The organism is Tritonibacter sp. AK171, assembly GCF_030127025.1.
Classification (GTDB): Bacteria; Pseudomonadota; Alphaproteobacteria; order Rhodobacterales; family Rhodobacteraceae; genus Epibacterium; species Epibacterium mobile.
The window spans coordinates 2,286,949-2,312,044 of the sequence record NZ_CP126134.1 but is presented as its reverse complement, the minus strand read 5'-3'; the positions used below and the strand labels follow the sequence as shown (position 1 = coordinate 2,312,044).

Here is a 25,096-nt window from a genome sequence, read left to right as displayed (position 1 = left end):
GGCGCAGCCGTCGTTCAGGTCTTGGAAAGAGAATATTCAATACTGTGGCAAGACCACGGCAGGCCTGCAGCATTTCCGCGAAGGACCGAGGTGATTTTCAGGAAATTTCCGCCATATGCGCGGGGTGCGGAGGCAGGTTTAGATCGTCACAAATGCAGCAAGGCAGAGGTAGATCGCAAGCGTTGCACCGAGGCACAGACCCATCGGAAATTTGACGCCGACGTTCCAGCTTTGCCAGTCGGGCGCGAGGCGTCGTAGCGGGGTGTGGCGGGCGAGGCGATGTGCCAAGAAGCCCGACAAAAGCGCGGCGGCAAAGATAATGAGGATCAGTTTAAGATCGGCAAACGCCACGTAAGGCGCTGCTGCACCAGCAAATTTCGCGTCCCCCGCACCAACAAGGCCGCTGGCGTAGAAAAGATATCCGATGGCGATACCCGCAGGCAGATGCAGCAATTGCCAGCCGTAATCTGCCCAAGTTGGCATCACGAGTAAGCCAAGGAAGATGTAGATCAGCGCAAGCGTGTCCACCGTCCAATTGGGGATGCGCATGCTCCGCAGATCCGTGAGGGCCACCACGTAGCACAACGGCAAAACACAAGGCAGGAACCACAAAGCGGCCTGAGGTGGGAAATGCATCTGCTCAGGCTCCGATCAGCCGTTTTCAAGCGCTTCCAAGGCGCGTGCGGCGGCATCGAAATGCTGCGGGTGGGTCTCAATCGCTTCGCGCAACAGGCCCTCGCCTGTGCTGACATCGCCCTGTTTCACCGCAGAAAGCGCCATTGTGTGCAACAGCTGTGCCCGTTCCGTCTGCGTCATGCTGATAACGGGCAGGCTGTAATTGCGCTGTGCACCCCGTGCGAGCACGAGGTTGTTTTTTGCTGTGAACAGGTTTGGGTCCTGACGCAGCGCTTCGCCAAAGAGCCGCTCTGCGCCGCTGTAATCGCCGCGTGTGAGCTTGGAATAACCCCAGTTGTTGAATACGCCTGCAGGTTTGGTCGTCAGACCGACCGCAGTGTCATAAAAACTGTCGGCCGCTTTCCAATTCTGTTCGGAATCGGCGATCATCGCTTCGAGACGGTAGCGTTTGAAGGTCTCATGCGTCGGTGGCACAGTATCGAGCACCTTGCGAGCCTTCTCCCATTCATTGTTGCGAATGAGCGCATCGGCCAGTTCCACACTGTCGGCGCTTTGTGCGTCAGGCAGATCGACAACGCGTTGCCACGCGGCTGCGGCCTCGGTGTAGCGTTTGGCTCGAATGAGCGAAGCGGCAAGACCACGGTTCAGATCAACCCGATCGGGCGACTGCTTTACGCTGCGTTGAAAATAGGAGACGGCCTCGTTCGGATCAGCGCTGTTCAGCACCACACTGTTGAGGTTGCTTTCATCGACGACATTGACGTCCTGAAGCGCGCGATCGACGGCTTCTTTGTCAATTTCCTTGCTGCAAGACGCAAGGGTCAGCGCCCCGATCAGCCCTGCGGACAATAGAACCATGTGGCGCATTTTGCTGCGTCCTCTTCTGCTCTGCCTCTGGCGTTACGGTGTCGTTTCGATGCGGTATACGCCGCCACCTTTTCGCACCAGTTTATCTTGTTCGCCTGTGGCAACACTATGCCCTGTGTTGTCAAGATTTTCGAGTGCGAGGCGCAAATTATCGCGGATTGCGTCACTTTGGCCATTGTCCAGCGCATAGGCGCGGCGCAGTATCTGTTCGGCCTCGGCGTATTTGCGTTGTTCCAGCAAGACCGTGCCCAGATTATTGAGTGCTTCGGGCCATTGTGGCTCTTTGTCGACCGCTTGACGCAGCAGGGTTTCTGCCTGCCCAAGCCGTCCCAGACCGAGACTGGCTGAGCCAAGCCCCGAAAGAACTTCTGCGGTGAGACCCTCTTCTAATGCGGCACGATTGAACGCGTCCATGGCGAGTTCATATTGACCCGCGGCGAGCAATCTATGGCCGACTTCCAAACCGCTGACAGTGTCGCCACGCCGGTCAACACCGGGCGCCCATACGCCATCGGAGCCAACGGGAGAAAGTCGTTCACCTTGTCCCGACACACAAGCCGCCACCAGCGCGACGGCACTGATGGCGGCTGTGGGTGAAACAAGGCGAATGAGGTAATGGCGCCTGTTTCGAAAGTTCATTGTGCGAGGCCTATTTTCCTATGTTTCCCAGCCCCTGGACAGAAGGTGCAATCAAGATTGCCAGCAGAGGCGGAACCGTAAGGCCCATTGTGGCAAGGGTCATTTTCGTTGGCAACTTGTTTGCGGCCTCCTCGGCGCGCATCACGCGCTTGTCACGCATTTCCCCGGCATAAACCCGAAGGGCATCCGCGATCGATGTACCAAAGGCCGCCGACTGGATCATGACAGTGACAAAGGATGCCACATCCTGCACGCCACAACGGGTGCCCATGTCTCGCAGCACCTTATCCTTTTCCTTACCGGCCTTCATTTCATAAGCGACAATCTCGAACTCTTCTGCCAGTTCGGGATAGGATGCACGCAGCTCCTTACCGACGCGCACAATAGCCTGATCAAGCGATTGCCCTGCTTCGACACAGACCAGCATCATATCGAGTGCGTCAGGGAAGGCGCGGGTAATGGCTTGTTTGCGTTCCTCAATGCGCCGCGTGATCCAGTACCGTGGCAGGTAGTAACAGGCAGCACCCGGACCGAGCACACGCATCGCCATTTGGTTCGTGGTATAGTCCACATCTGCATTCATCACATAGACGAAGAACAACCCAAGGCCCAAACCGCTTAGACCCAACGCAAACTGCAGGAAATGGAACAGGCGTACCGCATCCTTGGATTGATAGCCCGCTTGACGCAGTTTCAGCTGCATCGCTGACAGTTCTTCAGCGTCTTGTGGTTCCAGAAAGTTTGCAAACTTCTGGAGCTGTTCGTTGCGGCTTGCTTGGCGCAGGCGTTCGTTCTGAGGTTTGGCGCTTTGATTGGATGCCAGATCCCGCTGTAGTTTCTTGAGCGGATCTTCTGGTTGGTTGAGGGCGAAAACAACCGCGACGATGATCAAAACCAAACCGATAAAGCCAACGGCCAGGAGTGGTCCGAAATCGCCAAGGTAGTGGACCAACAAGTCCTGCATATAGGTCAACGGGTTCATAGTTGCCTCCTCAGACCTGAATATCTGTCAGCTTGCGCATCACAAAGATGTTCGCTGTGAGCATGCCGCCCACAATGAAACAAGCTGGCATAAACCACGGATGGTCGAGCACCGAGTCGTAGTAATGCGGATCCATTACCAATGTGCCGCCAAGCGTAAACAGCGGGAAACCCGACAAGAACTTGCCCGACCACTGCGCCTCTGCGGTGATCGCTCTGACACGGCGGAACAGACGGAACCGGGCGCGGATCACTTTGGCGAGCCCGGCCAAAACCTCGGCGAGGTTACCACCTGATTGCTGTTGGATGGTCACGGCCACGGCGAGGAACCGCAAGTCCTGCATGTCGAGACGTTCGGCCATTTCCTTGAGGGCTTCACCCACGTCACGACCATAGGAGCATTCATCTGCGATGATCCCGAACTCTGTCGCCAAGGGGTCGTCGACTTCTTTGGCCACGATCTGAACCGCCGACGAAAATGGATGCCCAACCCGCAGTGAGCGCACCATGAGTTCCACCCCATCCGGGAGTTGTTCTTCCAGCTTGGCCATGCGTTTTTTGGTTTTGGAATTTACCCAGAAGAACACTGCGCCAACGCCGATGATGACTGAGCCAAGCACTTTGACTGGCAATGCGGCCTGTGTGCCGATGCTCAGTCCCACAAAGGCAACCGCGCACAAGACACCCATGATCATGATCAACTGAACAGGTGTAAATGCGATGGCCGCCTTTTGCGCTTTTTCTGCCAGCAGCGAATAAAGCGGGATGGACTGTGAGTTCAGGTGCTGCTGCATTTCCTTGCGGAGTTGCTCCAACACTTGTTCGCGGTTGCCGCCCTTTTCCAGCATTTCCAGACGGCGGTTCACCCGGCTGTTGAGGCTGATGGATTTGCCGAACGCGACCAGATAGATGCCCTCGACAAGCACCAGAACGCCGATAAAGATCAGCCCATAGATGAGTGGCTCAATCCCGAATTCCATCAGCGTGTCTCCATCACGGTTGGCTCATAGATCGACGACGGCAGGTCGTAACCCCAGAGGCGGAAGCGCTCGGAGAAGTGGCTGCGCACACCTGTCGCGGTGAAATGGCCGATAATCTTATTGTCTGGTGTCAGACCAACGCGCTGGAACCGAAAGATCTCTTGCATGGAGATCACATCCCCCTCCATCCCGGTAATTTCGGTGATCGAGGTCATCCGACGCGACCCATCCTGCAGACGCGAGGCCTGCACAATCAGGTTCACAGCCGATGCAATCTGACTGCGCACGGCTTTGATCGGCATTTCGATCCCGGCCATGGCGATCATGTTTTCCAGACGCGAAATACCATCGCGGGCAGAGTTGGCGTGGATCGTGGTCATTGACCCGTCGTGGCCGGTGTTCATGGCCTGCAACATGTCGATCACCTCAGCGCCACGGGTCTCACCCACGATGATCCGGTCCGGGCGCATCCTGAGAGCGTTCTTCAGACAGTCGCGCGGGGATACTTCACCCTTGCCTTCGACGTTGGGCGGGCGGCTTTCCATCCGGCCCACATGGGTCTGTTGCAATTGAAGTTCCGCTGTATCCTCAATGGTCAGGATACGTTCCGCGTTGTCGATAAAGCTCGACAGTGCGTTGAGTGTTGTCGTTTTACCCGAGCCGGTACCACCAGAGACAATGACGTTCAGACGGGTCGACACGGCTGCCTGCAGGTAGGCCGCCATTTCTTCTGTAAAGGCACCGAAGTTGACCAGATCATCAATCTTCAGCTTGTCCTTTTTGAATTTCCGGATCGAAACCAGCGAGCCATCCACCGCAATAGGCGGAACCATGGCGTTAAAACGCGAGCCATCCTGAAGACGAGCGTCAACGTAAGGGTTGGACTCATCGACACGACGTCCTACGGCTGAGACGATCTTGTCGATGATCCGCATCAGGTGCTTTTCATCCTTGAAGGTGATGTCGCTGAGTTCCAGCTTGCCACCACGTTCGATGAAAATCTGTTGCGGACCGTTCACCAGAATATCAGAGACGGTATCGTCTTTCAGGAGGGCCTCAAGCGGGCCTAGGCCTGTCACCTCGTCATAGAGTTCTTTGATAAGCTGCTGACGGTCCTCGCGGTTGAGAACAATGCTCTTTTCCTGCAGGACTTCACCAGAAATCGACGCGATCTCTCCGCGCAGCTCCGCCTCAGAAGCTTTTTCAAGTGCTGCGAGGTTCAGGTTTTCCAGCAATTCCCGGTGCAGATCGATCTTGATCTCACTTAGCCGCTCTTTGCGCTTGCGGTCACGATCCTGCGGGGCAGGGGCGGCGGCAGTGCGCTGATCCGGGCGGCGCAGGATCGTTTTGACCCCTGCTGCCGGGGCGCTGGGGCTTGCAGCCGGTTTTGCGCTCGCGGCCGGGGTTGCAGCGGCAGGGGCGGGGCTTTGCTTCTTGTACTTGGAAAACATGTCGATACCTTCAGGTGCGCACGCGTGGCGGCTTAGGCGGCTTCGGCTTCTGCACGTCCCAGTTCATGCAAGTTTTTCGCCAACTTGGCGATTTCCTTGCGCAATGGGTTCTTGGGCGCAGAGATCGCCAGCGGTTGCCCGTGATCACAGCTGTGCAGAATGGTTTTTCCACCATCCGGCAGTTGCACGTCGATAGAGATGCCAAGACTTTCAGCGAGGCGCTTAACCCGGCTTTTGCCGTTCAGGTCGGTGAATTTCGGAGCGCGGTTAAGCAAGAAACGCAGCTTCTCAAACGGCAGATCCTCAGATTGAAGAGCCCGTTTGACCCGAAGTGCATTTTGCGCCGAACGCATATCCAACTCGATCATGGCAAAGTAGACATGCGCGAGGTTCAGCACCGTTTCAGTCCACTGCACCATCGTGTGCGGCATGTCGATCACCACGAAATCGAAGTGGCTGCGCGCCATTTCGACCACGCGCAAAATATCTTCGGGCGTGATGAATTCCAGCGGCACCATGTCGGCGGGAGACGTCAAAACCTGCAGCTTGTCCTGAAACGACATCAGAGACTGACCAAAGATATCTTCATCCATGGCTTCGGTTTCGCTCAGCATTTCCATGACCGCTTCGCGGCGCGGCAGGTCAAGGTATGTCGAAACCGAGCCTGTTTGCAGATCCAGATCGAGCAGGCACACAGATGGGCGCTCGGTGGTGTTGAGTTCCGCCAACTCCCACGCAAGGTTCACGGCAAATGTCGATGCTCCGGTACCCCCCGCAAGGCCCTGTGTCACAATCACAGCGCCTTCGCGTTGGCTGTCAGCATGTAGCTTGTGCGCGCGTTGCGGTGCCGCTGCCGGTGCGGCGCTTTCGGCGGGTTCGCGCAGGCGGTCAATTGCCGCCGCGAGTTCCTGTTCCGGGAGCGGGTAGGGGATGAACTCATCTGCGCCCTGACGCAACAACTTGTGCAGTGCTGCGGGGGTGACGTCCTCGGCGACAAGGATCACCTTGATGTTTCGAGATTTCGCTTGAGTGATGATTTCTGTCATCAACGGCAGGTTTTCTTCATCCTCCGCGTCGATGGCAAGAGCCACGAACTCCAGGGCTTCGGCCTCGGATTGGTAGAAGAAAGCCAGCGCTTCGGTAAAGCCAAGGTCGCCCCAAGCTTCACCCATAGCAGATTCCATATCCTCGATCAGAAGATCGAAGTTCTGAACGTCCCGACTGATTGTACAGGCTGCGATCGGCACAGCCTCCGTTTGCGAAATCCCACTTGTCATCGCCAGTATCCCCACATTGTTTGGTCCCGGCACCCAGCCGATGTTGGACCAGCGCCGGTTCCATCACAAGGTACACGGCGCCTATGGGATCAGTGTCGTTCTCAATGTGGGCGAGATTGGGGCCAAAAAACTCCGATTGTTGGGAATGTTAATCATGCCTAACAATTTATTACCATCTGGCGGAGTGGCCGACTGCTCGCCCAGATCGGGCGAGCAGATATACTATAGAATCAGTCTTCCGACAGTTCAGTCTTTGCAGAGAGCGAGGTGGGGGCCACAGCGCTCTCGACGTAATCGCGATAGATGATGGCGGCGTATTTACCATCCAGCTCATTGACGCGGGCGGCAACAAACCCGCTGACCTCGGTGACCGTACGCCGGTTGCGGCGTTCGCGTTGATCGGTCAGCACCAAGGGCTGGGTTTCACCAAAGGAGGCGACCGCTTCAAGCCGATTGCGAGCGATCCCGCGTGCAACCAGATAGTTGACCGCCGCGCGCGCCCGGCGCAGGCCAAGCCGCTTGTTGTAGGACTGGCTACCGACGGCGTCTGTATGGCCGTAAACCCGGAAGCGCACTTCTGGAAACTGGCGAATCCAATCGGCCTGTGCGTCCAGAACCTGACGTGCATTCCCATCCAAACTGGCGCTGTCAAAATCAAAGTTGATCGTTGTCGGTACTTCGTTTGCAAACCGGGTCGCCAGCTGGATCCGGTAGCTGCGATCCCCAGAGAGCACCGCCGTATTGTTTTCGTTCGCCGCGCCAAGGTACTGCGAGCCGTGAGGCGCACCCGCTTCTTGGTAGGCGCAGGCCCCGGTGATCAGGGCCAATCCGAAAATTGCTGCGTGTTTCAACATCTGCGCCACCGTGTGTCAGGGTCAGTCAAGAAGATAGCCATAAGAGCCGTTGAAGTCTTGGTTGGCAACCTCCCCAGCCGCGCCCGATTGCGCGCGCTCGGTACGTCCAAACAAGAACAGGTTCTTTTCGCTTGGCGGACGGATGCGATCGGTTGGCAGGGCCAGTGCTTCGCCACGGGTCGGCGTTACAAGATGTGCCGAAACGATGATGACCAGCTCACTTTGGTTGCGTTCGTAATCCGCGCTGCGAAACAGAGCGCCGAGTACCGGCACATCACCAAGCCAAGGGACTTGTGCAGCACCGTCGCGGAATTCATCCTCGATCAGGCCTGCGATGGCAAAGCTCTCGCCGTCACGCAGTTCCACTGTTGTCGCCGTTTCGCGGCGGGAGAAGGCGTTAATCGAGAAGCCATCAAACGTGGCTGCGTTTGTAGTATCTATAGCCGATACAGCTGCTTTGAGTTCGAGATTAATCAAATCTCCGTCCACAACACGCGGAATAAAGTTCAGCTCGATACCAAAGGGTTTGAATTCAACGGTTACAACGCCTTCTTCCTGAGCAACGGGAACTGGATATTCCCCGCCCGCGAGGAAGCTGGCTTCTTGTCCGGAGAGTGCAGACAGATTGGGTTCAGCCAATGTGCGCACAAGGCCCTTTTGTTCGAGTGCTTCGAGCAGGACGTTGAACTGTACCGCGCCAATGTCGAAACCAAAAATGGCAGCTCCCAAGGTATCAGCTTTGAGGTTAACAGGGCTATCGGTTCCAAACACACCCCCGCCTTCTGGCCTGTTGAGGAATGTTCCGGTGGAAACATTGCCATCCGAAGATCCGATCAGCATGGAACCACCAAGCGACTTGCTCACAGAGCGTTCCATCTCGGCAAAGCGGACCTTCAGCATCACCTGCTGGATACCGCCTACAGTCATAAGGTTGCTAACACGGTCCGGCGCATAGCGTTCTGCCAGATCAAGCGCTCGCTGGAGGCGCTGCGCACTTGATACCGTGCCTGACAGAACGATGCCGTCATTGGCCGTGCGAACCTCAATCTTTTCGTTTGGAAGAATTTGCTGCAAGCGCTGTTTGAATTCACTCACATCTGCCGCGACGCGTACATCCACGTTGGTGATCAGTCCGCCAGATCCATCCAGCAGCGTGAGCGTGGTCATACCCGGAGACTTGCCCAGCACATAGATTGTACGATCCGATAGGGAAGAGATATCCGCGATGCCTGGATTGGCGATGCTGAGTTCCGCAAAGGGCACATCCGCCTCGACCACCACAGCGCGGTTCATCGGCACATCAAGAACGGCGTTTGTACCCTTCTTCAACACGCTGATCCCCTGCGCCATGACCGGAGAGGGGGCATAAGATAATAAAAGGGTCAGCCCAGTAAGGGCCGCCGCACAATAACGTCTAACTGACATGTGACCTGCCTTTCCGATCACGCCTCTGAAGTGGGGTCTTAGCGCCCCGAATTTGCGCCTAATGTGCGCGAGTTCTTGTTTCATTGCAAGAATCAATGACTTCGATGTGTTTATTAACAAATTGAGTGAGGGTGAGCGGACACAACGCAACAGGCCCGCAAGATCGTTTCGATCTGCGGGCCTGCTATAAATGTATGTTCCCATTCGGGAATTTTAATCTGTGCAGGGGATCGGAATTTCGATCACTTCTGCGCCGCGTCGGTTGCGGATGGTACAAACCCTGTTCTCTTTTACAGGTTCAGGCGCTTCGACATCACCCAGTCCAAACAACGACCGTTGATCAACTTCAACCAAAGAGGCGATGGTGTCATCCTGTGCACCAACCAATGCAAGCGACAAACGGCCAGTGGATTGAGCCTGAGCGAGCCGCGCCACTTCTTCGGGCTGAGCTTTCACGGTAACCGTGCGTGCGATGATGGCATTGCTGAAATCGCCGCCCGACATCTGATCAACTGCGATCAATTCGATATTGCTTTGGATCAGGCGGGTGACTTCACCGCTACGCTCTTGGCCGCTGCGTGCAGGCGGCTGACCGCTCCAATAAACATCTACCCGATCGCCGGGGCGTAGGAAACCGGATACACCGCTGGCAACGTCAACACGAATGGCGAAGGCCCGCATGCCCTTCTCCAGTCGGGAGGTGATCCCAGCATCTTCACCGGGAGCGGTAATCTTCACAGCCAAGAGGGGCTCGTTCTTTTCCATCGTACGCAGCACGTAGCGTGCATCTTTGGGGCTATCCGATGGAAACAAGTCGCTCTCTTCGCTGAATATCCCCTCGGGAAGGGCGTTCTCCGGCCATGCAACTGCGCGCACATTCTCTTTGGTGAGTTCTTCGCCATAGGTCAGCGTTTTATTGGCTACAAATACATTGACGGTCGGAACTGCAGCTTCGCGGTTCGACCGTTCGTGTGCCAACGCATTCTGGTAGGCTTCGATGTAGTTCTTTGCCATCATGACGGCGCCGCCAGCCAAGGCGACACCCACGACGAGCACAAGTCCGAATACGGCTCTCATGTTGGTCCCTTTCAGTGATGCTCAGGGCGTAAATGCACCGAGGGCGGGAGGTGATTAGGTACTGTACGGTTCTCTGACGCGACGCCTGGTTTCAGTAACAACTGAGACGGCCAATTGGGCACAGTGCATTGCAGTTCGAGAAACATATTTCGTTCAGTTTTCGTTCAAGGTCTTACTCTGGCGATCACTGTGTGAATGTCCTGCGCCAAGTTGCTGAGGGCTGTGGAGACCTCGCCATTCATAAGCGTCGCAGCCAGTACACAGAGTGCGGCGATCATAGCCGCCAGAACGACCCAATCGACCGTGACAGCTCCGTCTTCGCTGTCTCTGAATGTTTTCAGTGTCTTCATGGGTGTACTCCATCAAAAGTACCTTGAGGTGGGTTCTGGGCCATTCAAGCGATCGGCCCAGAACACTATTCTTAGGGAGTTTATCCCGTTCGCAACCTAGTGCGATTAACCTTAGTAGCTGGTGGAGCCGTTGTCGGTCAGGAATGTGCCGGTGTTACCGGTCGCTGTTTCGATGCTGCCGGAGATTTGGCTGTAAACCAGAGTGCCGAGTACGGCGACAGCAGCGGTCAGCACAACCCAGTCAACAGTCACGGCGCCGGATTCGTCATTGCGGAAGTTTTTGAAGAATTTGATCATGGTTCGTCCCTCCTGAGGATCGGTAAATGTTGGCATCCAGCGGGGCGTTTCGTTCATCTGCTCTCTCACCTTCAGATGATGTCCCGCTTTGGATGAGCCTGTTATCCCGAGTGAGGGTGGCAGGAATTGGGCCGAAACCCGGAAATTCGCCGTTAAGATTAAAAAAAGGTTAGCAAGATGGGTAAGGTTATATTCTTAAATGATATTTTAGGTATCTTTTGCGCGTTAACCCTGCACAAACGCGTCAATTGGGGTGCAAATGTGGCGAAATGGGCCAAATCTGCACCGTTGGTCTGGATTTTCGGGGCCTGATCGCAGAAGATTTTCGCAGATAACAGGCAGTGAGCGGGCAGAATGAGAGTGAAACGGGGGCTGGCGATGTTCTGCGGTCTCGTGATCGCGGTTGCGGGACATGCGCAAGAGAGCCCTGCGCCTTTTGCGGATTTTGAGGCCAAGCGTGTGCGACCGCCCACCCCCGGCACGCATAAGCGCATTACCGTGCAGATTGACCCGCAAGCCTCCCCCTCGTCGCAGGGTACTTCTGATGTCGAAGCTGCCGAGGATGGTTCGATTGAGGTGCCCAAGCCGTCCGCACGGTATGAGTGGTTCTGGGCGGAAGTTGGCTCTGATCTGGCCGGTGCATCCCCCGGGCGTCTTCAGGACGGGCTGGCAGTGCTCGAAACCCGCAGTGATATATCGACACCACGCCTGCAAGATTTGCAGAATATGATCGCGGCCTACGGTGTTCAGATGTTGACTTCAACCATCGGCACAGAGGTTTCGCCTGCACTGGTACTGGCCGTTATGGCAGTGGAGTCCGGCGGCAAGCCTGATGCAATCAGCCGGGTCGGAGCGCAGGGCCTGATGCAGTTGATGCCCGATACTGCAACGCAATACGGTGTTGTCGATGCATTCGATCCTCAGCAGAACATTGCCGGAGGCGTGAAGTTCCTCAATCAGTTGGCGAGCGACTTTTCAGGCGATCCGATATTAGTTCTGGCAGGATACAATGCAGGCGCAGGTGCTGTACGCGAGCATGGCGGGGTGCCTCCCTTTGCTGAGACACGGGACTATGTGCCGAAGGTGCTGGCTGCATATCGCATTGCGAGGAATCTCTGTACGACACCACCGATCATGATCTCTGACGGCTGCGTGTTCGAAGCAATGAAATAGGGCGGCGGCACGGTCACCAATCCTAATTTGCAAGCAGCGCAATGCGCTCACTTGGGTGACCGGATCGGATCGCGGTGCGATCCGACCGGGGCGGTGGCGCGGAGGGCATTTGCCCTCCGCGCCACCGCCCACCTCCTCGAAGAGGGAGGTGAAGAATTTAGTTGACGATTGTTGCCGCAGTTGCGGCACGCAGTTCGTCTTCGGTGACACCTTCAGCCACCTCCACGATCTTCAATCCACCTTCTACAACATCCAAAACTCCGAGGTTGGTGATGATGCGGTCCACCACACCTTTGCCTGTCAGGGGCAGAGTGCACTCTTTCAAGAGCTTGGATTCGCCGTGTTTGTTGGCATGGTCCATCACCACGATCACGCGTCCTACACCGGCCACCAGATCCATTGCACCGCCCATGCCTTTGATGAGCTTGCCGGGGATCATCCAGTTCGCCAGATCACCGTTTTCCGCGACTTCCATAGCGCCAAGGATCGCGGCGGCGATCTTGCCACCGCGGATCATGCCAAAGGAGGTCGCACTGTCGAAATAGGCCGTACGGCGCAGTTCCGTGATGGTCTGCTTGCCGGCGTTGATGAGGTCCGGGTCTTCTTCGCCCTCAAAGGGGAAAGGACCCATGCCCAGCATGCCGTTCTCCGATTGGAGCGTGATGTCCTTGTCGCCCACATAGTTCGCCACCAGCGTCGGGATGCCGATGCCGAGGTTCACATACATGCCGTCTTCGAGTTCCTGTGCCGCCCGTGCGGCCATCTGGTTGCGGTCCCAAGCCATGGATCAAGCCTCCTCACGCGGGCGGGTGGTCACTTTTTCGATGCGTTTTTCGTGCTCGCCTTGGATCAGGCGGTGCACGTAAACGCCGGGCAGGTGGATGTGATCGGGGTCCAGGCTGCCAGTGGGCACGATCTCTTCTACCTCGACTACGCAGACCTTGCCGCACATGGCCGCAGGCGGGTTGAAGTTGCGGGCAGTCTTGCGGAATACGAGGTTGCCGGTCTCATCGGCCTTCCAGGCCTTCACAATCGACAGATCCGCAAAGATACCGCGTTCAAGAATGTATTCCTCGCCGTCGAAGACCTTTACCTCTTTGCCTTCGGCGATCTGGGTGCCAACGCCGGTCTTTGTATAAAAACCGGGGATACCGCAGCCGCCAGCGCGCATGCGTTCGGCCAGGGTGCCTTGCGGATTGAACTCCAGCTCCAACTCGCCAGACAGGTACTGACGCATGAATTCCGCGTTTTCGCCCACGTAGGACGACATCATCTTCTTGACCTGTTTGGTCTGCAGCAGGATGCCGATGCCAAAGTCATCGACGCCCGCATTGTTGGACGCAAAGGTCAGATCCTTGGTGCCCGCCAGTTTGATCGCCTCAAGCAGCAGTTCGGGAATGCCACAGAGACCAAAGCCGCCGGCCGCGATGGTCATGCCGTCGAACAGCACCCCGTCCAGGGCCTCGGCGGCAGAGCCGTATACCTTTTTCATGGAACTCTCCCTTCCATTTCCTCTGGGTCAAGCTAATCGCCCCAGTCGCACTGTCGAGTCAACGAATACGGAAGGTTCTGCGTATTTCTACCGATGGTGCAACGGGGCCGGGTGGCCCCGTGCCTCCGGCGGAGGTATTTGGCAAAAAGGTGAAGGGATCAGCCGGGGAGGGCTTCGGCGCTGTATTGCGCGGCGAATTCGGGGCTGGGAGCGATGGGGGTTATGACATCGATCAGAACGCCATTGGGATCTTTGACGATGAAATGACGCTGACCAAAGTCCTCGTCGCAGAGCGGTTTCACCACCTCTAGGCCGCGGCCCGTCAGGCGGATGTACTCCGCGCGAGCATCCTCCACCTCGAAATTCAGCAACATGTGGCTGGTCAGGCCCCGCCCGGTTTCGGGGATTGTCTCATGCCTGCCGTCGAGAATGGCGAGGTTCACGCTTGGATCGGCATCGCATTGCAGGTGGACATACCAGTCCGATGTAAAGGCGGGCGAGAAGCCAAAGTGCTGTTGGTAGAATTGCGCCGTGGCTTCGACGTTCCGCGTCTGGATGACCGGGTAGAATTGAGTGGGTTTCATCTGTCTCTCTCCGTGAGTAACATACAGGCAGTATGTTTCCAATAAACAAACAGGCTGCATGTATGCAAGAGGAAAGTAAATCCACCCCAAATGCGGAACGCCGCGCGCAAATGCGGGCGCGATTGATGGCGGCGGCGCGCACGCTCTTTGTGGAAAAAGGCTATGCTGAGGCCAGCACACCAGAAATCGTGCGCGCGGCCGGGGCAACGCGAGGTGCGCTCTACCACCACTTTGAAGACAAGCAGGCCCTGTTCCGAGCGGTGGTGGAAGCTGAGGCAGAGGCCGTCAGCACCGCCATCGACACCGCTGGAACGCAGGCGGATGAAGAGCAGGCATTGGCTGCGGGGAGCCGCGCGTTCTTTGCCGCGATGCAAAGCGAAGGGCGTGCACAGCTTTTGCTGATCGATGGTCCGGCGGTGCTGGGCGCAAAGGAGATGGACAGGATTGATGCCGGCGGTGGCAGGGCGGCGTTGCGGGCGGGGCTTGCCGCGGCACAGCCCTCCCTGTCCGAGCCGGAGCTGGAGGCCCGCGCGCTGGTTCTCTCTGCAGCATTTGACCGCGCCGCTCTTGCGATCGCACAGGGGCAGGGGCGCGTGGACATCTTTGAGGACGCGATGTCTGCGCTCTTGCGCACTGCTCTGATGTAGAACGGCAAACGCCGCGCGTCAGCGCGGCGCCGGGCCCAACGGGAGGGCCTGCATGCCCATGCAGGTGCGACGGGCGGGAGCGCCCCCGCCTCGCTGTTACTCGCCGGAGGCCTTGGCCGCTTTCTTTTTTGCGGGCGCTTTTTTCTTCGCAGTGGTCTTCTTGGCTGGGGCTTTCTTCTTGCCGGATTTGGCAGCCTTCTCGTTCAACAGCTCGACCGCCATGTCCATGGTCACATCCTTGGCCTCGGTGTTTTTGGGCAATGTGGCGTTCACCTTGCCCCATTTGACATAGGGCCCGTAGCGCCCATCCATGATGTTCACCGGTGCCTTGTCGTCGGGATGCTCGCCCAGCTCGCGCAGCGGTTTGGCCGCGGTAGATCGGCCCCGACCCGGATTGGCGCGTTTTTCCGCCAGCAGTTCCACCGCGCGGTTCATACCGATTTCAAAGACGTCGAGCGTTTCCTTGAGGTTCACATAGACGGGTTTTTCCTCGTCCGGGCGCTGATGCATGATGTAGGGACCAAAACGACCGAGGTTCGAGGACACGAGGCCCCCGTCCGGATGTGCGCCGATTTCACGCGGCAGCGTCAGTAAGGTCACCGCCTGCTCTAGCGTGATATCGTTGGGTCCCCAGCCCGGCAGGTAGTCCTTACCCTGTTTCGGCAGCGACGAACGTGGCGGTTTCTTGTTTTCAGGCGTCGCCTCGCCACGCTGCACATAGGGGCCGAAGCGACCGGATTTCAGGTGGATCTCATCACCGTCGTCCTCGCCCAGAATGCGCTCGTAGCCTTCGGCGCCTTCACCAGAGATCGGGCGAGTGTAGTTGCACTCGGGGTAGTTGCCACAGCCGACAAAACCCCCGGTGCGAGAGGTTTTCAGGTGCAGCTGCCCCGCGCCGCATTTCGGGCAGAGGCGCGGGTCGCCGCCATCTTCGCGCGGCGGATAGAGCTGGGGGGCAAGTGCTTCGTCCAGGATGTCCAGCACTTCGGAGATGCGCAGATCGGACGTCTCGGCAATCGCCGCCGAGAAATCGCGCCAGAAGCTATCCAGAAGTTCCTTGTAGTCCTTGCCGCCTGCACTCACATCATCAAGCTGGTTTTCCAGCGCCGCGGTGAAGTCATACTCCACGTAGCGCTTAAAGAAGTTCAGCAAAAAGATGGTCACGATCCGCCCCTTGTCCTCGGGGAACAGGCGGTTCTTGTCCTTGCGGACATATTCGCGGTCCTGGATCGTGGTGATGACGCTGGCATAGGTCGAGGGGCGACCAATGCCCAGTTCTTCCATACGTTTGACCAGCGTGGCCTCGGTATAGCGCGGCGGGGGCTGGGTGTGGTGTTGCAGAGCCAATGTTGCGCCGTCCTGCGACAGGACAGAGCCGTCTTTGCCTGCTTTTTCAGCCTGTGCTGCAAGCGAGCCTGCGAATTTCAGCGCCTCGCCCTGCATGATCTGGGGCAGGCGCTTGTCGTCCTCGTCCACCACATCGTCGCGGCCTTCTTCGTAGACGCGCATGAAACCGTCAAACAGCACCACCTGACCGGTGGCACGCAGCACCACCTGTTTGTCGTCAGAGCCTATATCGACCGTGGTGCGCTCCAATCGGGCACCGGCCATCTGGCAGGCCAATGTGCGCTTCCAGATCAGATCATAAAGCTTGCGCTGATCGTCCTCGGTCACTTTCAGGCTCGCGGCGTCGCGGCTCATGTCGGTGGGGCGGATACATTCGTGCGCTTCTTGGGCGTTTTTGGCTTTGTTTTTATAGATGCGCGGCTCGCCCGGCACGTAGTCCTTGCCGTAGCGTTTTGCGATCTCGTCACGCGCGGCAGTCACGGCCTCGGGGGCCATATCGATACCGTCGGTCCGCATATAGGTGATCAGACCGGCCTCATAGAGGCGCTGCGCCGCGTTCATGCACTGCTTTGCACCCATGCCGAACTTGCGGCTCGCTTCCTGTTGCAGGGTCGAAGTCATGAACGGCGCAGATGGATTGCGCGCAGCGGGTTTGGCCTCGACCGACAGCACCGACATCTTGCGGCTTGTAACAGCCTGCACCGCAAGTTCGGCTGCAGTGGAATTGGCGAGGCTGAATTTATCGAGCTTCTCGCCGCCCAGAACTGTCAGGCGCGCCTCAAAAGACTGACCGCGCGGGGTGGTGAGATTTGCACGCACCGACCAGTATTCCTGCGGGTTAAACGCCTCAATCTCCATCTCACGTTCGACGATCAGGCGCAGGCAAACCGATTGAACGCGCCCGGCAGACCGCGCGCCGGGCAGTTTGCGCCACAGCACGGGTGACAGGTTGAAACCCACCAGGTAGTCCAGCGCCCGGCGGGCCAGATAGGCTTCCACCAGCGGCATATCCACATCGCGGGGATTTTTCATTGCCTCAGCGACGGCATCCTTGGTGATCGCGTTAAAGGTCACGCGTTTGACATCGGTGTCTTTCTTGATCGACCGGCGCTTTGTCAGCGCCTCTTGCAGGTGCCAGCTGATCGCTTCGCCTTCGCGATCAGGGTCAGTCGCGAGGATCAGTGCGTTGTCATTTTTGAGGGCCTCGGCAATGGCGCGCACATGTTTCTTGGAGTCGTTGCCGACCTCCCAAGTCATGGCAAAATCGTCATCCGGTTCGACCGATCCGTTCTTGGCGGGCAGGTCGCGCACATGTCCGTAGGATGCCAAAACCGTGTAGTCGGAGCCCAGATACTTGTTGATCGTTTTGGCTTTGGCCGGGGATTCGACGACGACGACTGGCATAAAATTGGGCACCTTTCCATACGGGTTCAATCGGCTCTATGGCCGGGCAAAATGTGTCGCGCAAGGGGAGAATGTCAATCCACGCGAAGAAAACAGCCCGTGTAGCTATGGCTGATGATGATGTGTTGCAGGGGTGGATTCAGCGTTTTTTGATGATCACGCCGCCCGGCCCACGACCAATTTCGCCAGAGAGTTCAAGGTCGGTCAGCACGGTACGTATCTTTCGCGCGGGGGTATCGAGGTCATCGATCAGCTGTCCTTCCGGGGTGGGGGCGACGGCAAGGCGGTCTAGGATTTGTTGGTGTAGCGCGGCGGTCTGACGCAGGCTGCGCCGCTCTGGTGGGGGCGACGGGAGGTCGTTGATGTGCGGACGCCGAACGGCGCGTTCCATCTGCATCGGCGGCAATGCGTCAATGATATCACGGGCATCGCGCACCAAGGTTGCACCGTCGCGGATCAGGAGATTGCCACCGCTGGCGCGCCCATCGCAGGGGTGGCCGGGCACAGCCATCACATCACGTCCCAGATCCAAAGCGTCTCTGGCGGTGATCAGGCTTCCGGATTTGATTGCCGCCTCTACCACGATTGTCGCAAGGCCAAGCCCTGCGATGATACGATTGCGAGGTGGGAAATGCCGGGCCTGTGGTTGCAGCCCCATCGGCTGTTCTGAAAGACGCAGGCCTTGCTCTGCGAGTGCTGTGGCAAGGCGTGCATTTTCACTTGGGTATATAATGTCTACGCCGCCGCCCTGAACCGCAATCGTTCCACTGCCAAGTGCCCCCTCATGGGCGCTGGCATCAATGCCTCTGGCAAGGCCGGATACAACGAGGTAGCCCGCTTCTCCGAGATCCCGCGCCAGCCCATAGGCCATGCGCCGCCCCAGTGAGGAGGCGTTACGTGCACCAACAATCGAAATCGCGGGCCGTGCCAGAAGCGACAGATCGCCGATCGCCCATAGTGCCGGTGGAGGGTTGGGGATGTTGGCAAGCAGGCTGGGATAATTGGCATCTCCAAAGCACAAAAGCCGCGCGTTGGCGGCTTTTGCGTTCTCAAACTCGGCGTCCAATGCATCTTTTGAGTATGTTTTATACCCTTTGACGCCTGAAGTCGCTGCCACTTCAGGCAGCTTTTCAAGCACATTCTGTGCTGAACCATACTCGGCCAAAAGCCGGTAGAAGGTCACGGTCCCGATGCCTCGGGAGCGCAACAGGCGAAGCCAGGAATACCTTTGATCTTCCGTGGTGGGTGGGAGTGGGGGGTGAGTGGAAGAATATGCTTCTCCGGTCATGCCCTCGCCTCGCCTTGTTGCGATATTAGGATTAAGGCCTGAGAGGTTAACAGGTGGTGAACATCGCGACAGTTTATCGAGATTTTTCGGTACTTTTGGCTATGTCATTGAAAACTAAGGGTCGTGAAATATTGCACGATGATGTGTGACCGCGATTTGCCCTAAGGTTCATGGTAAACATAGGCCGGTTTTCGGACTCAATAGGGCCGAAAAGCCGTGATTTGTTAAAGAGCCGTGAGCGCAGGGGCTTCCCTTGCGTCATCTAGGGGGCTGAAAAGAAAAGACGACTCGCCCAAACCGGGTGAGTCGTCTTATGCGTGTGCTGTTTTTGAGAGCAGGCGATCAGGTTGCCGAACCCCCAACCGTCAAGCCGCCCATCAAGACACTGGGCTGCCCCACGCCGACCGGCACCCATTGGCCCTGTTTGCCGCAGTTGCCCATGCCGGGATCAAGCGCCATGTCGTTGCCAAGGCCTCGGATCTTCTGCAAGGCAGTTGCCCCATCGCCGATCAAAGTGGCCCCCTTAGCCGGTGCTCCGACCTTGCCGTCTTTGACGCGGTAGGCTTCTGTGCAGGAGAAGACAAACTTGCCATTGGTGATATCCACCTGACCGCCGCCAAATCCCACGGCCCAGATCCCATCCTTGATGTCCTTGACCAGATCTTCAGGCGCGGCATCACCGCCGAGCATATATGTATTGGTCATGCGCGGCATCGGGGCGTGAGCATAGCTCTGGCGACGTCCGTTGCCCGTGGGCTCAACTCCCATGAGGCGCGCGTTCTGGCGATCCTGCATGTAGCCCACGAGGATGCCATCCTCGATCAATGTGGTTTTCTGGCTTGGCGTGCCTTCATCGTCGACAGTAATAGAGCCGCGCCGGTCCGGAATGGTGCCATCGTCCAACACAGTGACACCGGGCGCTGCGATACGCTGGCCCATGAGCCCGGCAAAAGCGGACGAGCCTTTGCGATTAAAATCACCTTCAAGCCCATGACCGATGGCCTCATGAAGCAGAATTCCTGGCCAGCCCGGGCCAAGCACCACATCCATTTCCCCGGCAGGGGCAGGCTCGGCCTCTAGGTTGACCAAGGCGATACGCAGGGCTTCGCGGGCTTTGGCCTGCCAGTCCTGCGGTTCGATCAGCCCGTCGAGCCCAACACGCCCGCCGCCCCCGGCGGTGCCGCTTTCACGCCGCCCGGCATCTTCCACAATTACTGAGACATTCACGCGCGTCATCGGGCGCACGTCGCGCACGCGGGTGCCATCAGAGCGCAGAATTTCGATTTCCTGCAGGGACGCGGCAAGTGTTGCCGATACCTGAACCACGCGCGAATCCAGTTCGCGGGCAAAGCTGTCAATCTCGCGCAGCGTCTCTACTTTGACCGGGAATGCTTGTGCTGCGATTGGATCGAGATCGCCATAGAGCTTTTGATTGGTCGCCTGCGGGGCAGGGGCCATGGTGCCGCCACCGTCCCCCACGGCAAGCCTTGCGGTTTCAGCTGCACGCTGCAATGCAGATATAGACATGGTGGTCGAATGAGCGTAGCCGGCCACCTCACCACGCACGGCGCGCAGGCCAAATCCTTCTGCTGCATCGTAGCTGGCGGTGCGCAGACGGCCATCATCAAACACCAGCGCTTCGGATTTTGTACGCTCAGCAAAGATCTCGCCGTCGTCGGCGCCAGCCAGTGCTTGGCGCAACAACGGCAGAGCCTCATCCTCGGGGAGGGTGGTTTCAAACGGGGAAAAAGCGGTTGTATCCATCAAATCGGCCTCGATTTTTTTGATCTAAGTCAAGAAAGAGACGCTATGACGCGCGCTACCCTCTTTATAACCTCCCGAGAATATGATTTTTAACGGCAACAAAGACAACGGGCGCGGTAGAGTTTTTCGAAACGATTCCGCGACCCCAATCCATGCAACGATCAAGCGATCAGGAAACGACATGAAGAATGCTTTGACGCTTTCGGGCTTTATCGCCGCCCTTTCTAGCCTTCCAGCCATGGCGCAAGAAGGTCTGGAAACCATTGGTAAGCCGACTGACGGTAACCTCGGTTTTCAGCCGGCGGCGTCCGAACTTGCAGAAGGCATTCACCAGCTGGATCACATGATTCTCATCATCATCACCGCGATCTGTGTGTTCGTGGGTGGTCTGCTGCTCTACGCAATCTTGCGGTTTAACCGTCGTGCCAACCCAAACGCGGCGAGCTTTACCCACAACACCCCGATTGAAATTGCATGGACCGTGGTTCCGATTCTGGTGCTGATCGTCATCGGTTCCTTCAGCTTGCCTGAATTGTTCCGCCAGCAGGAAATCCCCGAAGGTGACGTGACCATCAAGGTCACCGGTTACCAGTGGTACTGGGGCTATGAATATGTCGATCACGAGTTCGCGTTTGACAGCTATCTGATTGGTCACCCGGCGACGCTGGACGAAAGCGCGCGCCCAGCGGATGCAGATGTGACTCCCTTCGTTTACAACGATGCGATGAAGCTGAAACTGGAAGAAGCGGGTTATGCGGGCGATGAATTCCTGCTGGCAACCAACACCGCAGTGGTTGTTCCTGTGAACAAAACCATCGTAATGCAGATCACCGCCGCAGATGTGATTCACTCCTGGGCGCTGCCTGCATTTGGTGTGAAACAAGATGGCGTGCCCGGTCGTCTGGCAGAGCTGTGGTTCAAGCCCACCAAAGAAGGCATCTACTTTGGTCAGTGTTCCGAGCTTTGCGGCAAAGACCACGCCTACATGCCGATCACTGTCAAAGTCGTGAGCGAAGAAGCCTATGAAGAATGGCTGAACGGTGCCATTGAGGAATACGCAGGGCTGCCACAGTCCTACGATGTTGCCTCCAACTGATCACGTTCATCCGGTAGATACGCTGCACCCGATCAGGTGCTAAGGCGGCGTATCTTCGGCCTAGACAAAGAACGACCACGCCCAACTGCGTGGTCGTCACTGACCTGAGAAGAGCCTGAAACATGACTGACGCCAGCATTAACGCAAGCATGACCCGCGAAGAGGACGCCTCCTTTGGCGATTACTTTGCGCTGCTGAAGCCTCGGGTGATGTCGCTGGTGGTGTTTACCGCGTTCGTTGGCCTGATGGCAGCACCAATGGGGGTACACCCCGTTGTTGGGTTCGCGGCTATCTTGTTCATTGCGATCGGTGGCGGTGCCTCAGGCGCGCTCAACATGTGGTGGGATGCCGACATCGATCAGGTGATGAAACGCACCAAATCGCGTCCCATCCCTGCGGGTAAGGTCGATAAAGGCGAAGCGCTGAGCCTCGGGCTCGCTCTGTCCGGGATGTCTGTAATCATGCTGGCGCTGGCGACCAATGTATTTGCAGGTGCGTTCCTCGCCTTCACCATCTTCTTCTACGTGGTGGTTTACACCATGTGGCTCAAGCGCGCGACGCCTCAGAATATCGTGATCGGTGGTGCGGCAGGGGCCTTTCCGCCGGTGATCGGCTGGATTGCTGCAACCGGCAGCATGTCGATCGAGCCGTGGCTGATGTTTGCGTTGACCTTCCTTTGGACGCCGCCGCATTTTTGGGCCTTGGCCCTCTTCATGCGCAATGACTACGATATGGCGGATGTGCCGATGCTGACCGTGACCCACGGACGCCGCTCCACCCGCAAGCATATCCTTGTCTATACGGTAATTCTCGCGATCTTTGCGCTCGCCACGGCCTTTACCGGCGTAGGTGGACCGATCTATCTGGCTGTCGCGCTGGTTCTGAATGCGCTGTTCCTGAAGGGCGCTGTGCAAATCTGGCGCCGCGATGAAGACATCTGTGAGATGGATAACTTCAAGGTTGAGCGCTCTTTCTTCAAGCTGTCGCTGCTCTATCTGTTCCTCCACTTTGGCGCGATCCTGATGGAGGCGCTGTTGAAACCCTATGGACTGGGAGGCTGGTAATATGAGCCTGCGCAAAGAACACGAAATCCACAGCCGCCGCAGAGGCCGCAACGTGGGTGTTGGCCTGCTGCTTGCGGGATTCGTCGTGCTGGTGCTGGCGTTGACCATGGTCAAGGTGACCTCGGCAGGCTTCACCTTCCCAGAATTTGAAGGCACGGAGTAACCCCATGGCAATGAGCGGTCCTAAAAAAACAGTGATCCAACTCGTTGGTGTGGTCGCACTGATGGGTGGTCTGGCGTGGGCCTCAGTGCCGTTTTACGACTGGTTTTGTCGTGTCACGGGATTTGGCGGCGTCACCCAGGTGGCCGAAGCTGGCTCCGATCAGGTGCTGAACAAGACGATCAAAGTACGGTTTGACGCCTCAAAAGACCGAGGCATGCCATGGGAATTCAAACCCGTAGAGCGCATCATGGAGTTGAAGATCGGGGAGACCGGTCTTGCATTCTACGAAGCTTACAACCCTACGGATCGTCCGGTTGCGGGGCAGGCGTCGTATAACGTCGCGCCGTATTCAGCGGGTTACTACTTTGAAAAAATTCAGTGTTTCTGCTTTAACGAGCAGGTGCTGCAACCGGGGGAGCGGGTTATGATGCCCGTGACCTTCTTCGTGGACCCCGAGATCGTCGAGGACCCGGAGGCAAAATATGTGCATACGATCACCTTGTCGTATACATTTCATGAGATCGATCTGCCCGAGGGCTATGCTGCCCTCGACACCGGGGACACATCCGGGGCAGAGACGGAACTGAACTAAGGCCGCTTTGGTGAGGGACACTTAAATGGCGCATGCAAAAAATCACGATTTCCACATTCTGCCGCCTTCAATTTGGCCGCTGCTGAGCTCCGTTGGCGCCTTCGTCATGTTGTTTGGCGCTGTGCTTTGGATGCACGACGTCACCGCGTGGCTGTTCTGGGCCGGCCTCGTTGCGGTGCTCTATTCTGCCTTTTGCTGGTGGTCTGAGACCGTTGCTGAGAACAAGGCGGGAGATCACACACCAGTTGTTCTGATCGGCCTGCGCTACGGGTTCATTCTCTTCGTTATGTCCGAAGTCATGTTCTTCTTCGCGTGGTTCTGGTCCTTCTTTAAACACGCCATGTATCCGATGGAGCGGTATGTCGGCAGCGAATATGTCGCGCCTGACATCTACCCGGTCGATGCCTTCCATCTGCCGCTGATCAACACATTGGTGCTTCTGTTGTCTGGTTGTGCCGTGACATGGGCGCACCACGCGCTTGTGCATGAAAACGACCGCAAAGGTCTGATCAACGGTCTCGCCATCGGTATCGCGCTTGGTATCTTCTTCACTGCACTGCAGGGCTACGAGTATGTACACCTGCTGCACAAGGGTTGGGAGTTCGGCGGTGACGAATTCTACTCCAACTTCTTCATGGCGACCGGCTTTCACGGCTTCCACGTTATTTTGGGTACCATCTTCCTCATCGTCTGCCTGATCCGCGCAATGAAGGGTGACTTCACCCCGAAGCAGCACGCCGGTTTCGAGATGGCGGCATGGTACTGGCACTTCGTTGATGTTGTCTGGCTGTTCCTCTTCGTGGCCGTCTACATCTGGGGCACCGCCGGTCTGGCGCACTGATCTCAATGTAGCGGGTACATGATTGCGGTTTTCCTTTCGGCAATCAGCACGTATCTAACGGGGCGCGCGGGGATCACCTCGCGCGCCTCTTGCATATCTCAGGGGCGATGATGGCAATCGGGTCAGGAGGGGTCGTTTGATGCGGCGCGTGATCTTTCTCGCAGTGGTCGGGGGCTTGGGCCTCGTGGCGCTCGTGTCGCTGGGCATCTGGCAGATGCAGCGGCTGACGTGGAAAGAAAACATCCTCTCCACCATCGAGACGCGCATCACCGCCGCGCCGGTGCCCTTGCCGGACACTCCCACGATCGAGGCGGACCGGTATCGCGCCGTGACGATCTCCGGTGAGATCGAACCCGAAGAACTGCATATCTTTTGGGTCACCGAAGCGCAGGGTGCGGGCTACCGCGTGATCTCGCCTTTCGTGACCGACACCGGACGCCGTATCCTTGTGGATCGCGGCTACATCCGGGCCAAGGATAAGGATGATACGCGCCCCACTGGGGCCGCTGTCCTCACGGGGAACCTGCTCTGGCCGGATGAGGGCGACTGGACCACCCCGCCGCCGGAAGAGGACACCAATATCCTCTATGCCCGTGACATCGCGTATATGTCTGACCGTCTGAACACCGAACCGCTGTTGGTCGTGGTGCGTGCGGGGGCCGAAAATCCCACACCGCTGCCGGTCTCCACCGAAGGCATCCCGAACAACCACCTGCAATATGTCATCACATGGTTCTCGCTCGCCCTGATCTGGGCGGCCATGACCGCTGCCTTTCTCTTGCGTACGCGCGCCAAAACCTGACAGGA

At 57.5% G+C, this 25,096-nt stretch carries 26 protein-coding genes; 8 read left to right on the top strand and 18 right to left on the bottom strand.

Going from position 1 to position 25,096, the window contains the following annotated elements; translation table 11 throughout:
• Positions 1-138 precede the first annotated feature (138 nt).
• From QNI81_RS10820 to QNI81_RS10765, 12 genes are all read right to left on the bottom strand, one after another.
• Positions 139-636 (bottom strand): prepilin peptidase, encoded by a 498-nt coding sequence (locus QNI81_RS10820; RefSeq protein ID WP_283966503.1) that lies wholly within the window; start codon positions 634-636, stop codon positions 139-141.
• Positions 637-651: 15 nt separating this feature from the next.
• Positions 652-1,503, bottom strand: coding sequence for a tetratricopeptide repeat protein (locus QNI81_RS10815; protein WP_283966502.1), 852 nt, complete (start codon positions 1,501-1,503; stop codon positions 652-654).
• A gap of 33 nt (positions 1,504-1,536) precedes the next feature.
• Positions 1,537-2,142 (bottom strand): tetratricopeptide repeat protein, encoded by a 606-nt coding sequence (locus QNI81_RS10810; RefSeq protein WP_065324299.1) that lies wholly within the window; start codon positions 2,140-2,142, stop codon positions 1,537-1,539.
• Between the two features lie 10 nt (positions 2,143-2,152).
• On the bottom strand, positions 2,153-3,124 hold the full coding sequence (locus QNI81_RS10805; protein ID WP_283966501.1) for a type II secretion system F family protein: 972 nt from the start codon (positions 3,122-3,124) through the stop codon (positions 2,153-2,155).
• A 10-nt stretch (positions 3,125-3,134) separates the two neighbouring features.
• Positions 3,135-4,103, bottom strand: a complete 969-nt coding sequence (locus QNI81_RS10800) for a type II secretion system F family protein (protein ID WP_283966500.1) — start codon at positions 4,101-4,103, stop codon at positions 3,135-3,137.
• The gene (locus tag QNI81_RS10795) at positions 4,103-5,554 is read right to left on the bottom strand and encodes a TadA family conjugal transfer-associated ATPase (RefSeq protein WP_283966499.1); all 1,452 of its coding nucleotides are present in this window, start codon (positions 5,552-5,554) and stop codon (positions 4,103-4,105) included. Before QNI81_RS10795 ends, QNI81_RS10800 begins: the two co-directional genes overlap by 1 nt.
• Positions 5,555-5,586: 32 nt before the next feature.
• Complete coding sequence (locus QNI81_RS10790) at positions 5,587-6,831, bottom strand: CpaE/TadZ family protein (RefSeq protein WP_009177561.1); 1,245 nt, start codon at positions 6,829-6,831, stop codon at positions 5,587-5,589.
• A gap of 230 nt (positions 6,832-7,061) precedes the next feature.
• Complete coding sequence (locus QNI81_RS10785) at positions 7,062-7,685, bottom strand: OmpA family protein (RefSeq protein WP_283966498.1); 624 nt, start codon at positions 7,683-7,685, stop codon at positions 7,062-7,064.
• Positions 7,686-7,706: 21 nt separating this feature from the next.
• Entirely contained in the window at positions 7,707-9,110 is a 1,404-nt protein-coding gene (locus QNI81_RS10780) for a type II and III secretion system protein family protein (protein ID WP_039983106.1), read from the bottom strand.
• 213 nt (positions 9,111-9,323) lie between these two features.
• The gene (gene cpaB, locus QNI81_RS10775) at positions 9,324-10,187 is read right to left on the bottom strand and encodes a Flp pilus assembly protein CpaB (RefSeq protein ID WP_039983104.1); all 864 of its coding nucleotides are present in this window, start codon (positions 10,185-10,187) and stop codon (positions 9,324-9,326) included.
• 164 nt (positions 10,188-10,351) lie between these two features.
• Complete coding sequence (locus QNI81_RS10770) at positions 10,352-10,537, bottom strand: Flp family type IVb pilin (protein WP_005607458.1); 186 nt, start codon at positions 10,535-10,537, stop codon at positions 10,352-10,354.
• 111 nt (positions 10,538-10,648) lie between these two features.
• The gene (locus tag QNI81_RS10765; protein ID WP_065324498.1) at positions 10,649-10,834 is read right to left on the bottom strand and encodes a Flp family type IVb pilin; all 186 of its coding nucleotides are present in this window, start codon (positions 10,832-10,834) and stop codon (positions 10,649-10,651) included.
• Positions 10,835-11,188: 354 nt separating this feature from the next.
• On the opposite strand from QNI81_RS10765, the gene QNI81_RS10760 reads away from it, so the two are divergent.
• Positions 11,189-12,007 carry a lytic transglycosylase domain-containing protein gene (locus tag QNI81_RS10760; protein WP_283966497.1) on the top strand — a complete coding sequence of 273 codons (819 nt, stop codon included), beginning with the start codon at positions 11,189-11,191 and terminating at the stop codon, positions 12,005-12,007.
• Positions 12,008-12,164: 157 nt separating this feature from the next.
• On the opposite strand, the gene QNI81_RS10755 is transcribed toward QNI81_RS10760, so the two are convergent.
• From QNI81_RS10755 to QNI81_RS10745, 3 genes are all read right to left on the bottom strand, one after another.
• On the bottom strand, positions 12,165-12,791 hold the full coding sequence (locus QNI81_RS10755) for a 3-oxoacid CoA-transferase subunit B (RefSeq protein WP_005639216.1): 627 nt from the start codon (positions 12,789-12,791) through the stop codon (positions 12,165-12,167).
• Between the two features lie 3 nt (positions 12,792-12,794).
• Entirely contained in the window at positions 12,795-13,499 is a 705-nt protein-coding gene (locus QNI81_RS10750) for a CoA transferase subunit A (protein ID WP_283966496.1), read from the bottom strand.
• 158 nt (positions 13,500-13,657) lie between these two features.
• Positions 13,658-14,083: a VOC family protein gene (locus tag QNI81_RS10745; RefSeq protein WP_283966495.1), complete on the bottom strand. Its 426-nt coding sequence runs from the start codon at positions 14,081-14,083 to the stop codon at positions 13,658-13,660.
• Between the two features lie 62 nt (positions 14,084-14,145).
• Here QNI81_RS10745 and QNI81_RS10740 point away from each other — a divergent pair, with 62 nt between their 5' ends.
• Complete coding sequence (locus QNI81_RS10740) at positions 14,146-14,730, top strand: TetR/AcrR family transcriptional regulator (protein ID WP_283966494.1); 585 nt, start codon at positions 14,146-14,148, stop codon at positions 14,728-14,730.
• A 96-nt stretch (positions 14,731-14,826) separates the two neighbouring features.
• Here QNI81_RS10740 and topA read toward each other — a convergent pair whose 3' ends face one another.
• From topA to tldD, 3 genes are all read right to left on the bottom strand, one after another.
• Complete coding sequence (gene topA, locus QNI81_RS10735; protein ID WP_283966493.1) at positions 14,827-17,481, bottom strand: type I DNA topoisomerase; 2,655 nt, start codon at positions 17,479-17,481, stop codon at positions 14,827-14,829.
• Positions 17,482-17,620: 139 nt separating this feature from the next.
• Positions 17,621-18,769, bottom strand: a complete 1,149-nt coding sequence (gene dprA / locus QNI81_RS10730) for a DNA-processing protein DprA (protein ID WP_065324306.1) — start codon at positions 18,767-18,769, stop codon at positions 17,621-17,623.
• A 342-nt stretch (positions 18,770-19,111) separates the two neighbouring features.
• Complete coding sequence (gene tldD / locus QNI81_RS10725; protein WP_283966492.1) at positions 19,112-20,533, bottom strand: metalloprotease TldD; 1,422 nt, start codon at positions 20,531-20,533, stop codon at positions 19,112-19,114.
• 181 nt (positions 20,534-20,714) lie between these two features.
• Between tldD and coxB the strand changes: the two genes are divergently transcribed.
• The 6 genes from coxB (at position 20,715) to QNI81_RS10695 (ending at position 25,091) form a co-directional block, all read left to right on the top strand.
• On the top strand, positions 20,715-21,629 hold the full coding sequence (gene coxB, locus QNI81_RS10720) for a cytochrome c oxidase subunit II (RefSeq protein ID WP_039983100.1): 915 nt from the start codon (positions 20,715-20,717) through the stop codon (positions 21,627-21,629).
• A gap of 122 nt (positions 21,630-21,751) precedes the next feature.
• Complete coding sequence (gene cyoE, locus QNI81_RS10715; RefSeq protein ID WP_005619799.1) at positions 21,752-22,693, top strand: heme o synthase; 942 nt, start codon at positions 21,752-21,754, stop codon at positions 22,691-22,693.
• 1 nt (position 22,694) lies between these two features.
• Positions 22,695-22,856, top strand: a complete 162-nt coding sequence (locus tag QNI81_RS10710) for a cytochrome c oxidase system small membrane protein (RefSeq protein ID WP_005619797.1) — start codon at positions 22,695-22,697, stop codon at positions 22,854-22,856.
• 4 nt (positions 22,857-22,860) lie between these two features.
• Positions 22,861-23,448 (top strand): cytochrome c oxidase assembly protein, encoded by a 588-nt coding sequence (locus QNI81_RS10705; RefSeq protein WP_009178039.1) that lies wholly within the window; start codon positions 22,861-22,863, stop codon positions 23,446-23,448.
• A 25-nt stretch (positions 23,449-23,473) separates the two neighbouring features.
• On the top strand, positions 23,474-24,289 hold the full coding sequence (locus tag QNI81_RS10700) for a cytochrome c oxidase subunit 3 (protein WP_005619791.1): 816 nt from the start codon (positions 23,474-23,476) through the stop codon (positions 24,287-24,289).
• Positions 24,290-24,428: 139 nt separating this feature from the next.
• Positions 24,429-25,091 carry an SURF1 family protein gene (locus tag QNI81_RS10695; protein ID WP_283966491.1) on the top strand — a complete coding sequence of 221 codons (663 nt, stop codon included), beginning with the start codon at positions 24,429-24,431 and terminating at the stop codon, positions 25,089-25,091.
• Positions 25,092-25,096 lie beyond the last annotated feature (5 nt).